The organism is Okibacterium fritillariae (genome assembly GCF_052783725.1).
On sequence record NZ_CP199917.1, the window covers coordinates 343,219 to 356,162 of the forward strand.

A 12,944-nucleotide genomic window follows, 5' to 3' on the forward strand; every position below is an offset into this window, starting at 1 on the left:
CAGCGATGGTTCTACTCGGTGTGGTGGCGGTCGCGATTGCGTTCTGCGTCGCGTATTACGTCTTCGCTAAGGTCAATCGAACGGCCGGGGTCTTGGTCGGCGTGGGCGCGCTACTGCTCGCGCCGCTCGTGGGCGTGATCGCTCTGGGCGACATCTTGCGATCAACGGCGGGATGAGGTTCTAGTGATGGCCGAGGTTGTCGTGCAGGTTGGCGGCTGGGAGCACGAGTGCTGCGGCGAGGCGGTCGAGGTGAACCAGATCGTCGATTTTGGATGCCTCGTGCGCCGACGAGCATCGGGGGAGGAACAATACGTCGAGACCCACCATGATGACGAGCCGGATGTCCGCATCCGGGGTCGCGTCGTAGACATCTCGGTCGTCGACATCCATGGTGCGAGGCGCTCAATTGCCCGTGTTCCGAGCGGATCGGCGCTCCGCGGGTTCGACTCGCAGGACGACGGCCACCTCGAGGAGCAGCACACGGGACAGCTCGTCGACGCCAAACCCGATGTTTTCGATGTGCGGGTTCTGGCAAACGAGATCGCCTAACGAGCGAGTGCGGCTGTGCGCGAGCCGCCTAGACTCGGGTGTCATGGTGAAGGTATGGCGCATGGTCGCGGCGATCCTCGTCGGGGTGCCGACGCTCGTCGCCGCGGGCGTGATCATCGCGTGGATGCCGCCGCCGAGCACTCTCGATGTGCAATGGTCGGGCACAGAGGTGACCAACACGCAGCCCCTCTGGGCCTTCTTCATCCCGATCGTTCTGCTCACCGCCGTGGGCCTCGTCCTGGCCGTCACCGCGGCGATCGATAGGGACCGAGGGTCCGCACATAAGGGCACCTTGTTCACCGCGGCCCTCCTGACGGCAGTTAGCGGAGGGGTGGCGGTCGCGCTTATCGCCATCAATCTGGGACATGCCGAGCCCACGGGCCCGGCCATTCTCGGCGCGATCGCGTTCGCTCCGATTTATGCGCTGCTTCCGCTCTCTGTCGTGGCGCTCGTGGCGCGGCGCGGCGGTTAGGCTACCTCGCGCACCGCTGCAGCGAGCCTCTCGAGAACCCCATGGCTGGCCATTTCAGGGCGGCGCGATTTGGGGCCGTGAGGTTGGCCCGGCTGCGCTGACCGGGAGAAGCCGATCACGGACGTCTCCTTCCGAGGAGCGGTCGGCCGAATGCCGTCCGGTCAAGGAAGAAGTGGCGCGCGCCGCGTTGGCAGGAGACGCGCGCCACAGTTGGGGTGGCCCGGATCAGGTCCGAGCGCCGCGGCGGTTCGGCTGCTCGACCTCGGCCGCGTCGATGAACGTGCGGGCGCGCACCGTTCCATCGACGTCTGTGAACCAGACGAGGAGCCGCGCCGCTTCCCGGGGCGGTTGCACCGTGAGAGTGCCCGGAAGCGAGACCTCGAAGGGGCGCGCGGACAACGGGGCGGACGCGAACAGGGATGCCTCAGCATCCCCCTCAACCGCCGAGGAGACGTTGATAGAGGCAGAAGCCCCAGAGCCCGCAGACCCCGTTGAAGCCACAGAAGGCGACCCCGACGTGAACGACGCGAAGGAGCGCCCGGCCTCGACCCACGTGGCGTGCATGCGCCCTGTGATGGTCTGCCGCCCGTGATGCGACAGGCGGATGCCGAGCTCGAACGGCTGCGTCGGCACCGACATATCCGCTCCCGCGCAACGCGGGATGAGGTCGACGATGAGCACCGTGTCGGCATTGCTGTCGGCGGGGTCGAGGCCACCGGCATCCTTGGCTCGTCTGTCGACGTCGACGAGGCCCGCGCTCTCGTGTTCGACATCGGCGAGTTCGGTGTAGACGTAACCCGCGAACCTGTCGTGACGCCGCAACTCCTGCGTCTGCCAACGCACGTGCCAGGCGCGCTCGAGGCTCGTGAATCCCTCACCGAACTCGCTGTTCAGAATGGGCACGCCCATCGGCGTGTTCTGTCGCGTGCCGTAGAGGCTCTTGTCGACAACGAAGTCGGGGCCGAGTTTCACCGGGAAGTCGTGACGGACTCCGGTCGCCAGGTCGGCGACGCTCTGAGCCCACGTGGCTGGATCGGGTTCGTAGTAGTGCCAGTCGACGAGGTCGGTTTTCACGTGCGACCAGCCCGAGTTCTCGACGATGGGACGCGTGTGGTCGATCGCCGCGAGGGTGTCGTAGGCCGCGACGGCCGCTGCCGCGCGTTCCGGGCTGCCGGGGATATCCCAATCCAGGCCCCACTCCTCGTTATAGAGCCCCCAGATGACGATCGACGGGTGATTCCCGTCGCGCTCGACCATCGGCGCGATCTGTTCCTCGAAGGCCCGCGCGGCCGCCGGCGTGAAGCGGCTGGGGCAGGCCGGCTCGGCCCACACCAGCATGCCCATCTCGTCGGCAGCGTGCAGCCACCGGGGTTCCTCGAACTTGAGGTGTTTGCGCACGAGGTTGAAGCCGAAACCACGTGCGAGTTCGAGGTCCCGCAAAAGGGCGTCGTCGTCGGGTGCGGTCAGACCGGATGTCGGCCAGTAGCCTTGGTCGAGCACGCCCCGCACATACAGGCGTTCATCGTTGAGGAACAGCTGCTCGCCCCGCACCTCGATGCGGCGTAGACCCGTCGTCACGACCACCGCATCCGTGCTCGCGCCATCCTCGGTCGTGATCTCGACACGGTAGAGGTGCGGATCTTCGGGCGACCAGAGTCGGGGTTCGTCGAGGTCGAGGCGTGCCGAGAAAGAGCCGTCCGACGCCCGGCCGACGTTCACTGTGTCACCACCGGCAGCCCCGTCGCCGAGGATGCGCGCCGAGACCGTGGCCTCGTCGGGTCGATCCCCGGCGACCGAGACGCTCACGTCGATACCGGTCAGGGAATCGCCGCGCAGCGTCACGGACGACGCGTATGTGCGGCCCCTCGCCTCGAGCCAAACGCTCTGCCAGATGCCCGACGAGGGCGTGAATGAGACCCCGTCGTAATCGTCGCGCGGGATGGAGCGTTGCTTGCCATGCACGATCTCGCGCTTATCGGCGGGTGCCGACACCTCGACGGTCAGTTCGGCGGAATGCCCGACCGTGACATGGTCGGTGACGTCGAATTCGAACGATGTGTACCCGCCGGTATGCGTGCCAACGAGAACGCCGTCGATCGACACCGCGGCCTCGTGCCAGACGGCGCCGAAGCTCAGCACGACGCGATCGCCCGCCCACTCCGCGGGCACGGTGAGGGAGCGCGTGTAGGTGGCGCGTTCCAGCCAGGTGCGGGCAATTCCAGATGCTTCGGTCTCCCACGCGAACGGCACGATGATGGTGGCGTCGCCGTCGATGCTGCGGAAGTCCCATTCTCCGTTGAGGCTCAGCCAGCGATCGGAGCGATCTCTGTCGGGTCGCGGATATTCCGGCCGCGGTATCGGCGACCGGTCGAACGCGGAAGCGTCGAGATGGTGTCGATCGGTTACGAGTGTCATTCTGTTCAGCCCTTCACGCTTCCAGCGAGGATTCCGTTGATGAAATGGCGCTGCAGTGCGATGAAGAGCACGAGCAGCGGTATGAGAGCGACCGAGCTGGCGGCGAGCAGTTCGCCGGTGACGGTCGCATAGTCGGCGCCCACCCGGTTGCCCGTGATGTTCTGCGCCAGGGTCGAGAGCACGACCTGGAGGGTCGACATGCGCTCGGAGCTGGCTATGACGACGGGCCACACGAAGTCGTTGTAGATATTCATGATGGTCAAGACGGCGAGACCCGCCAGGCCCGGTCGGATGACGGGCAGCACGACCCTCCAGAAGATGCCGAATTCGCTGCATCCGTCGACTCGTGCGGCATCGAGCAGCTCGTCGGGAACCGCGGAGATGACCTGGCGCATCCAGAAGATTGCGAAGGCGTCGACGGAGCCCGGCAGGATCAGCGCCTGGTAAGTGTTCACCCAGCCGAGCTGTTTCATTTCGAGCAACAGCGGAATGATGAGCACGATCGTCGGCAACGTCAGCGTGAGGAGCACGGCACCGAAGATCACGTTCTTGCCGATGAAGTCATACTTCGCGAACGCGTAGGCGGCGAGCGGCGCGAAGAACAGCGTGATCGCGCCCTTGAACACGAGCACCACGGCCGTGTTGAAGAAACCCGATCCGATCGGGACGTCTTGGAACATGGCGATGTAGTTGTCGAGCGTGAAGGTCGAAGGATCGAACGAGAGCGGCGCGCGGATGATGTCGTTCGCGGGTTTGAACGCCGACACCAGCGCCCACATGACAGGGGCGAGGAAAGCTACCGTCAGCAGCACGAGGAAGAGCTGCGAGCCGATGGCCGGCCGCGCCCGCCGGTGGGGTCGTGGTGGTGCGACGGCCGTCCGTTCGTTACGCGAGGCGGGTGGGCCGGGGGGAGCGGCGGGCGCAGACTTCTGCACAGTCGTCACGGTTCAGTCCTTCGATCGCAGCAGTCGGACGAACACGAGCGAGAGCGCCATCACAGCGATGACGAGCAGGAACGAGTTCGCGGCGCCGGTGCCGAGGTCGGCGCGCGTGATGTGGTTGTAGAGGTAGTACCCCGCCGTCGTCGTGGACCCGTACGGCCCGCCCTGCGTCACGACGAACGGTTCGGCGAACATCTGGAACACCGCGAGTGTCTGCAACACGACGGCGAACATGATGGTGCGGCGAATCAGGGGAATCGTGATGCTCCAGAGCTGCCTCGGGCCCGAAGCACCGTCGAGATCGGCCGCCTCATAGATGTTCGAGTCGATCGACTGCAGCCCCGAGAGCAGGATGATGACGATGAACCCGGTGGTTTTCCACAGGAACAGCAGGGCGAGGGTAGGTTTCGCCCATTCGCTGGTGGTCAGCCATCCGACATCCGGCAACCCGACCAGATTCAGCAGGCCGTTCACCGCGCCATAGTCCTGGTCGAAGACCACCACCCAGATCTGCGCGATCGCCACGAGCGGGGTGACGAACGGCACGATGAACGCCACGCGGTAGAAGCCACGCAGTTTGAGCTTCGCGTTGTTCAGAAGCACGGCCGCGAGGACCGCGACGACCAACTGCACCGGGATGATCAGCAACCAGAGGGTGGCCGAGTTGCCGAGAGACGCCCAGAAGCCGGGGCTCGTGAGTAGATAGATGTAATTGTCGAAGCCCACCCATTTCGCCGCGCCGAACCCCCGCCAATCGGTGAAGCTGAGACGCGCGGTGAAGATGAGCGGATAGATGCTGAACGCCAGGAATATGGCGACGAACGGGGCGACGAAGACATACGGCGCGAGGCGGCTCCTCGGGCGCGAGCGAAGGATCGTGGAGATGTTCCCTCTCCTTACTGTCGGTCGATCAGGTTCTTCTGGATCTCGTCGGACGAGTTCCCGATGACCTGATCGGGCGTGAGGTCGCCGTCGAGCATGCGTTGGATGTTGTTACCGAGGTAGTCGACGGAACCGGCCCACCACGACGGCGTCGGCACGCTCCGCGGGATCTCGGCGCCGGCCGTCGTCGCGACCGCCCACAGGTCCTGACCGCCGAGTGCATCGACGGGCTTGAAGAGCGGTGCGTCGGACTGTGCGGCCGGTTGGTAGCTGGGGATCGACGTGTTGAGGCCATTTGGATAGATATCGTTCGGACCCCACACGGCTGTGTAACCCGCTTTATCGAACATGAGGAACTGATAGAAGAGCCACGCCAGCTCGGAGTTTTCGCCGCCGCGCGGGATGACGAACGACGAGCCACCCATGGCGCCGCTTCGAGCGCCTCCGTCCTTCCATGCCGGGAGGGGCATCGCGCGCCAGTCGCCGAGCGTCTCGGGCAGCAACTGCTGGGTGGCGAAGCTGTACCAGATGGCCCAGGGATAGAAGACCTGGTTGCCGTTCTCCAGTTCGGCGATGTCGGTTGCGTTCAGGTATTCGGCCCGGGTGCCGAGTCCATCGGTCTGAACCGTGTCGAGGAAGGTGAGAATCTCTTTATATTCGGGCGAATCGAGCCTCAACGCGCCATCGGCGTCGGCGATGCTCGTGCCGAGTTGGCTCGCATACATCTCGAGCTGCAACTGACCGAGGAACGCCGATTGCTCGAGGTGGATGGGTTTCGCCGTGGGAACGGCCTCTTTGTACGCGCGGGCCGCGGCGAGTAGGTCGTCGTAGGTCTCGATGGTCGACGCATCCACGCCGGCCTTCTCGAGCGCCGCGGCGTTGTAGTAGAGCAGACCCGGGTTGGAGTCGAACGGGACACCATAGATGCCGCCGCCGATGGAGTTGACGTCGACCTTCTGGGGCGCGATGTCGTTCACGTAGGGGGCGAGTACATCGCTCAGGTCCCAGAGCGAGTCGGCCAGGCCAGCGACTTTCGCGTCGTCGAGGAAGACGCCATCGGGCACATCGGTGCCGGTGATGAGGGTGTTTTGCAGCTTCGCATCGATATCGACGGCTTCATGGTGCACGGTGATGTCGGGGTAGACCTTGTTGAAATCCTCGATGGCATCGTCGAAGACCTCGTAGAGGTCTCCCGAGCGATCCCAAATGGTGATCTCGCCCTTCGGGGATTTCTCGGTCGGGGCGGCGAGGCGATCGGACGTTGCGGCATCACCCCCTCCCGTGATGTCGGGGCCGCACCCGGAAGCTCCGAGCGCGACGCCGGCGGCCAGGCCGATGGCGAAAATGCGTTGTGCCGTCTTGCGGGGACGGCGAGGTTTCTGTGACACGTGACACTCCTTCGTGACGGCGTTTGCCAACGTGTGCAAAACACTAGCCCCTGTTTGCGCACGTTGCAAACGATATGCTCGAGAAGTCGGAAAAAGGGATTCGCAGTGACCGCTGCACCCGTGACAAGTGAGGGGGGTGACCATGGCAGCGACTCTGCGGGACGTTGCCGATCATGCGCAGGTCTCGATGCGCACGGTGTCCAACGTGGTCAGCGGCTATACGCACGTCAGTGAGAAGATGCGCGCCCACGTGCTGCGCTCGATCGAAGAACTCGACTACCGTCCGAACCCCGTGGCTCGCACGCTGCGCACGGGCCGAACGGGAGTGGTGGCGCTGATCGTCCCCGAGATCGATGTGCCCTACTTCAGCGCCCTCGCCCGGGACATGATCAACGCCGCGGCGACCTTCGGCTACCGCGTGATGATCGATCAGACCGGCCATGACCACGAGCGCGAACGCGACCTTCTCACGGGAAACGATCGCACCATGCTGTTCGATGGCATCCTCTTCAGCCCGCTCGTCACGAAACTCGAGTTGCTCGAGATGAACTCACCGACCAAGATGCCTCTCGTCCTGCTGGGGGAGCATGACTTCGACGGTCGCTACGACCATGTAGCCATCGACAACGTCAGGGCTGCTCAGGATGCCGTGCAGCACCTGCTCGATCGCGGTCGAACCCGCATCGCGGCCATCGGCGCCCAGCCGCTCGAGCAATACGCCACTCCGCAGCAGCGCAGCGCCGGATACGAGACTGCACTCACCGAAGCGGGCATCGCCATCGAACCCGAGCTGGTGCGCGAGGCCGAGCACTACAGCCGCGCTGACGGCTATGACGCGGCGACCGCTTTGATGGCGCTGCCCGAGCGACCCGACGCCATCTTCTGTTTCTCCGACCTGCTCGCCATGGGGGCCATTCGGGCCGTCTTCGATGCCGGATACTCAGTGCCGGAGGATGTGGCGATCGTCGGGATCGACGACATCGAGGAGGGGCGGTTCTCGCGCCCCTCGCTCAGCTCGGTATCCCTCGATACGGCCTTCATCGCCGAGCGGTCGATGGAGCGGCTGGCCGCGCGCATCGATGATCCCGATCGTGCCCCCGAGCAGATCATCGCGCCCCATGCCCTGCGCGCGCGCGAGAGTACAGCCATCGCACAGTCCCCATAAATCGGGACTTGCCACGATGGCAAATTGTGGGCAATGTAATCAGTGCGTTGGCGCGTTCTCGAAAAAAGGGATAACAATGTCGTCATTCGCACGCCGCTCGATCGAGCCCAGAATTTTGCTGGTGTTCGCCTTCCTCGCCAGTTTTCTTCTCATAGCTGGCGCCGTCGGGGGCTCGCCGGCACCCGCGCAAGCCGCGCAGGCCGGCCAGGTGCTGTACTCACCGAATCTCAGTCAATTCCCCAACGGTACGGTTGGCTACCCGCGCGCCATCCGCGTCGACAACGACGGATCCGCAGCGCAGACCATGCTCGCCACCTTTGCCCAGGGTGGCCACAACGGCCCGGGCACGATGCCGATCTACCGCAGCACGAACGGAGGTGCGAACTGGAGCCAGATTTCCACGGTCACCTCGCACACGGCGGGCTGGACCATCGAAGCACCGACGCTGTATGAGGTGCCTCGCAGCATCCCGGGCCTCAACCAGGGTGACATCCTCGCCGCGGGCACGGCGTGGTCGATCGGTGACTACACGCAGCAGAAGGTGGAGGTGTTCAGGAGCACCGACAAGGGCCAGACCTGGACCTTCCTGTCGAACTGCACCCAGACCTCGGGGTTGCCCAATTCGATCGGCCACGGCATCTGGGAGCCGTCTTTCCTCGTGACCGACAACAACGCATTGGCCTGTTTCATCTCCGACGAGCGACCGGCCAACTCGGCCACCAACAATCAGGTCATCGGCCACTACACGTCGACCAACGGCGGTGCGAGCTGGAGCAGCACGCAGACCCAGGATGTCGCCTTCCCCACCGACAATCTGCGACGACCCGGCATGCAGACCTTCGCCGCCTTGCCGAACGGTACCTTCGTGATGTCTTACGAGATGTGCCGCGATGCCACGAACCCTGACCACGCGTGTGAGGTCTACATCAAGTTCAGCGACGACGGTCTCAATTGGGGTGCCCTCGGCACCGCCGGAACCCTCGTCTCCACGTCCGACTCTCGCGAGCTGCTACACACGCCCTACATCTCCTGGGCGTCCGGCGGCGGCCCGAACGGAACGCTGCTGATCTCGGGCCAGCGCGTCGTTTCCGGGCCGACCGGAAATAAGACAGTGCTCGCAGAATCGGGCACCGTGCTGTTCCAGAACACGAACCTCGGGGTCGGCGCTTGGACCGAGGTCGAGGCTCCCGTGACCGTCAACCCGACCGGCGGCTACGCGCCGGGTGTGCCCTCCTGCCCCGGCTACTCGACGCCCGCCATCCCGCGCGAGGACGGCACATCGTTCGTCTACTTCGCGGCCACTCTCAAGCAGGGTTCTCAGTGCGAGCTGAAGTTCGGCATTGGCAGCCTGCCCGGCCGCACGGGCGCTATCACGTCGCCGTCGGGCAAGTGCCTCGACGTCGACACGAATACTGCTAACGCCGGACGAGCCGTCCAGCTCTACACCTGCGGTGTTGCCACCGGCCAACGCTGGTCGATCTCGGCCAACGGCACTATCCGCGCCTTCGGCAAATGCCTGGACATCACGGCCAACGGAACGGCGAACTTCAGCCCTGTGCAGCTCTGGGACTGCCTCCCCAACGCCGGAGCCCAGCAATGGGTGGTCGGAGCGAACGGCAGCCTGCGCAACCCGCAGTCCGGCCGATGCCTCGATGTGCCCATGGGCAACACCGCTGACGGCACCAAACTGCAGATCTACGACTGCAACGGACTAGCGAGCCAGACCTGGAACCTGCCCGCTTAGGCGAGTTGCCGTATGGACGGCCGTCGCAGCGCTCAGCTGCGCGGCCGTCTGTCGTCATGGACATTGGCGCGGCGGGCGGCCCGCCGCCTACTTCGCCGCGCCGCTGAAGATGCCGTTGACGTAGTAGCGCTGCAGCAGGAAGAAGATGAGCAGGCAGGGGATCATCGAGACGACGACACCCGCGTCGAGCAGGCCCCAGTCGACCTTGCCGAATTGGCCGATCTGCTTGGTCTGCAGGACCACGGGGAGCGTGAAGAGAGCCTGGTCCGACAGGAGGACGAGGGCGCCGAGGAACTCGTTCCACGCGTTGAGGAACGCGAAGATCGCGGCCGTGACGATGCCGGGCACGACGAGGGGCACGAACATGCGCAACAGGACACTGCGGCGCGAGCATCCGTCGATCATGGCCGCCTCTTCGATCTCGTCGGGGATGGCCGCGAAGGCGTTGCGCATGATGAAGATGCAGAACGGCAACTGGTAGGTCGTGTAGACGAGCACCAGGCCGAGCAGGGAGTTGCTGACGCCGAGGGTGCGCAACACCACGCTGATCGGGGTGAGCAGCACGCTGAACGGGATCATCATGCCCGCGAGCACGACGCCGAACAGGAGGGTGCTTCCACGAAAGCGGAAGCGGCCGAAACCGTAGCCCGCGAGGGTCGACAACACCACGGTGAGGGCCACGGTGCCGATCGCGACGACCAGGCTGTTCGCCAGGCCCGTGAGGGTGCCTTGCGAGGGGTCGAACAGGCGAGACCACGCGTCGCCGCTCAGCGTCTGCGGAAAGAACGTGGCCGGGCGTTGCTGCAACTCGGCGGGCGACTTGAGGCTGCCCGTGACCGCCGAGAGGAGTGGCAACGCGAAGAGCGAGACGAGCACGATGCCGCCCACCCACCACCAGACGCCGACGGCTCCGCGACCCCGCTTGCGACGCGGGGACGCGGCCGGAGTCGGGCTGATGGCCGCGATGGCCGCAGCCGGGGGAGCGGCCACAGCGGTGGACGACGAGGCCGGAGCTGACGCATCCGATCGGGGCTCAGTCATTCTTGGGTCCTCTCAGAAGGCGGATCTGCGCGGCCGCGACGATGAGCAACAGCACGAGCATGATGACCGACAGCGCGGCGCCATAGCCCAGTTCGAACTTGGTGAAGGAGACGTTGTAGATCCAATAGACGGCCGTGACCGTCTCGTTGTCGGGGCGACCCTTCGTGATGAGGAAGAACTGCTCGAAGGCGAGCAGTGAGCCGCTGATCGAGAACACCAACACCAGGATGATCGTGGGTTTCATGAGCGGCAGGATGATTCCGGTGAGGCGCCTCCACCACCCGGCCCCGTCGATCTGCGCCGCCTCGAGCACATCTTCCGGAACGCTGTTGAGGCCACCGAGCAGCAGGATCATTTGAAAGCCGACGACCTTCCACGTGACCATGACGATGACGTTGATGAGGGCGGGCCACTGCTCCACGAACCAGGAGGTTTGGTCGACCTCGGTGCCGAGGCTCGTGAGGATGGCGTTCACCGAACCGGCGCTCGGATCGGTGAACCACAGCCACAGGAAGCTGGCCGCCGCGAAACCGATCACATAGGGCGTGAAGAAGATGGTGCGGAAGAACGTGCTCGCGCGAGACGGCCGCCGTACGAAGAACGCGAGGGCGAGGCCCGCCACGAACAGGATCGGCGTGATGACGACCGTATAGATGAGGGTGAAGCCGATGGAACGCAGGAACGTGTCGTCGGCTGTGAAGGCGCGCACGTAGTTGTCGAGGCCGATGAAGGTGCTGCGGCCGAGAAGAGGCCACCTGTGCAGGCTCATCCAGGCCATGAGCGCCACGGGCACGACGAAGAACACCGCCGTGAGGAGCAGCGCGGGTGTCACCGCCAGCAGTCCGGTGCGGGAGAGCCGGCGCTCCCGGAGGGACGGACCGGCCGCCCCTCCGGGTCGACGCCCGCGAGAGGTGGAGCGGACACGCGAAGACGCGCGGCGCGACGTGTCCGGCGACGGCGTCACCGGCGTGCTGAGGGTCTCGGTCATGTCTGCTCCATCAACTCGTCGGCGGCTATTCCGTGGCGTTCTGCGTGACGATCTGCTCGGCGGTCTTCTGCGCGGCGGCGGATGCGGCATCCACATCGTCACCGAACACACCGGCCTGCATCAGGCTCACCATGGGGCCGTTCGGGTCGCTGAACAGCGCGTTGAACGACACCGTGTACGGCACCTGACCCTGCAGCGCGGCCTCGACGAGTGCGGCCTGCTCCGGTCCCTTCGAGCTGTAGTCCGACTCGTAGAGGTCGGTGCGCACCGGGGTGAAACCACTCTCGGCCAGGGACTTCTGCGCGTCATCCCCGGTCGCCCACTTCACGAAGTCCCAGGCGGCGTCACCGTTCTTGGCACCCTCGGGAATGGCGAGCACATCGCCACCCACCATGGATGAGATCTCACCGGCATTCTTCCCGGGCAGCGGCGTGACACCCATCTCGAACGGCAGATCGGACGACTGCAGCGTGTTCAGGTAGAACGAACCACTCGCGACCATGCCGAGCTTGCCGTTCTCGAATGCGCCGCCATAGTTCTCGCCGCCGTCGGTCTGGCTGGCCGTCGTGATGCCGCCATCCGCCACCATGCCGTTGAGCAGTTCGATGAACTCGGTGACGACCGGGTCGGTGAACGTGGCGTCGGGGTTCAACGCGCCGCTGTCGGCGTCGATGAAGTCGCCGCCGGACGCCCACACCATGGGGGCGAGGGCGAACGCCGCACACCCGCCGCAGCCCGCGGAGTAGTGGTAGCCGGTGATGTCGTCGCCGAGGCCGCCGATGCTGTCGGCCGCGGTGGCGAACTCCTGCCAGGTGGTCGGCGGCGCCTCGGGGTCGAGCCCCGCCTGACGGAACAGATCCTTGTTGTAGTAGAGCACCGAGGTGTCGGCGGTGAACGGCGACGTGTACTTCTTGTCCTCGAAGGTGCCGGCATCGACCTGGGCGGGCAGGAGGTCGTCGGCGTAGTCGAGTCCGTCGATGCGCTCGGTCAGGTCCTGGAAGGCGCCCGCGTTGATGAAGTAGGGCGCCTTCACGACGTCGATGGCCACGACATCCGGCGGGTTGCCCGAGCTGATCGCCGAGCCCAGCTTCTGCTGCACATCGGAGTTCGGCAGCACGGTCACATCGACCGTGAGACCCGGGTTGGCCTTCTCGTACATCTCGGCGAGCTGCTTGGTGTAGACCTCGCCGTCGGAACGGGTCCAGACGGTCAGGGTGTCGGCGTCGCCACCACCCGAACTGCAGGCGGACAGCGAGAACGCGGCAGCCGTTGCGGTGCCGAGCGCGATCAGGCGAAACAGCGTTGTTCTTGAGTGCCTCATGGTGCGTCACTTCTCCTTCTGAAGGGTGGGAGCGGCCC

Annotated in this window: 12 protein-coding genes; 5 read left to right on the forward strand and 7 right to left on the reverse strand. The window is 65.2% G+C overall.

The features are described 5' to 3' along the window. The first annotated feature begins 5 nt into the window (after positions 1–5). From ACUWEX_RS01705 to ACUWEX_RS01715, 3 genes are read left to right on the forward strand one after another with little or no spacing between them, the layout of a single operon-like run. Positions 6–176 carry a hypothetical protein gene (locus tag ACUWEX_RS01705; RefSeq protein ID WP_445996916.1) on the forward strand — a complete coding sequence of 57 codons (171 nt, stop codon included), beginning with the start codon at positions 6–8 and terminating at the stop codon, positions 174–176. A 10-nt stretch (positions 177–186) separates the two neighbouring features. Then, positions 187–549 carry a DUF6578 domain-containing protein gene (locus ACUWEX_RS01710; RefSeq protein WP_445996917.1) on the forward strand — a complete coding sequence of 121 codons (363 nt, stop codon included), beginning with the start codon at positions 187–189 and terminating at the stop codon, positions 547–549. 43 nt (positions 550–592) lie between these two features. Continuing rightward, entirely contained in the window at positions 593–1,021 is a 429-nt protein-coding gene (locus ACUWEX_RS01715) for a hypothetical protein (protein WP_445996918.1), read from the forward strand. A gap of 225 nt (positions 1,022–1,246) precedes the next feature. Here ACUWEX_RS01715 and ACUWEX_RS01720 read toward each other — a convergent pair whose 3' ends face one another. The 4 genes from ACUWEX_RS01720 to ACUWEX_RS01735 form a co-directional block, all read right to left on the reverse strand. Further along, complete coding sequence (locus tag ACUWEX_RS01720; protein WP_445996919.1) at positions 1,247–3,436, reverse strand: glycoside hydrolase family 2 protein; 2,190 nt, start codon at positions 3,434–3,436, stop codon at positions 1,247–1,249. A 5-nt stretch (positions 3,437–3,441) separates the two neighbouring features. Then, the gene (locus tag ACUWEX_RS01725) at positions 3,442–4,380 is read right to left on the reverse strand and encodes a carbohydrate ABC transporter permease (RefSeq protein WP_234990932.1); all 939 of its coding nucleotides are present in this window, start codon (positions 4,378–4,380) and stop codon (positions 3,442–3,444) included. Positions 4,381–4,383: 3 nt separating this feature from the next. Beyond that, positions 4,384–5,103 (reverse strand): carbohydrate ABC transporter permease, encoded by a 720-nt coding sequence (locus ACUWEX_RS01730; protein WP_234990933.1) that lies wholly within the window; start codon positions 5,101–5,103, stop codon positions 4,384–4,386. A 170-nt stretch (positions 5,104–5,273) separates the two neighbouring features. Next, entirely contained in the window at positions 5,274–6,647 is a 1,374-nt protein-coding gene (locus ACUWEX_RS01735; RefSeq protein WP_445996920.1) for an ABC transporter substrate-binding protein, read from the reverse strand. 142 nt (positions 6,648–6,789) lie between these two features. Between ACUWEX_RS01735 and ACUWEX_RS01740 the strand changes: the two genes are divergently transcribed. Continuing rightward, positions 6,790–7,812 (forward strand): LacI family DNA-binding transcriptional regulator, encoded by a 1,023-nt coding sequence (locus ACUWEX_RS01740; protein ID WP_445996921.1) that lies wholly within the window; start codon positions 6,790–6,792, stop codon positions 7,810–7,812. 76 nt (positions 7,813–7,888) lie between these two features. After that, a complete protein-coding gene (locus ACUWEX_RS01745; protein WP_445996922.1) occupies positions 7,889–9,556 on the forward strand; it encodes a ricin-type beta-trefoil lectin domain protein in 1,668 nt (555 codons plus the stop codon). A gap of 87 nt (positions 9,557–9,643) precedes the next feature. Here ACUWEX_RS01745 and ACUWEX_RS01750 read toward each other — a convergent pair whose 3' ends face one another. The 3 genes from ACUWEX_RS01750 to ACUWEX_RS01760 are packed head-to-tail and all read right to left on the reverse strand — an operon-like array spanning position 9,644 to position 12,906. Next, entirely contained in the window at positions 9,644–10,597 is a 954-nt protein-coding gene (locus tag ACUWEX_RS01750) for a carbohydrate ABC transporter permease (protein WP_445996923.1), read from the reverse strand. Continuing rightward, on the reverse strand, positions 10,590–11,585 hold the full coding sequence (locus ACUWEX_RS01755; protein WP_234990934.1) for a carbohydrate ABC transporter permease: 996 nt from the start codon (positions 11,583–11,585) through the stop codon (positions 10,590–10,592). The genes ACUWEX_RS01750 and ACUWEX_RS01755 overlap by 8 nt, the downstream gene beginning before the upstream one ends. Before the next feature lie 25 nt (positions 11,586–11,610). Next, positions 11,611–12,906 (reverse strand): ABC transporter substrate-binding protein, encoded by a 1,296-nt coding sequence (locus tag ACUWEX_RS01760; RefSeq protein ID WP_083709800.1) that lies wholly within the window; start codon positions 12,904–12,906, stop codon positions 11,611–11,613. Positions 12,907–12,944 lie beyond the last annotated feature (38 nt).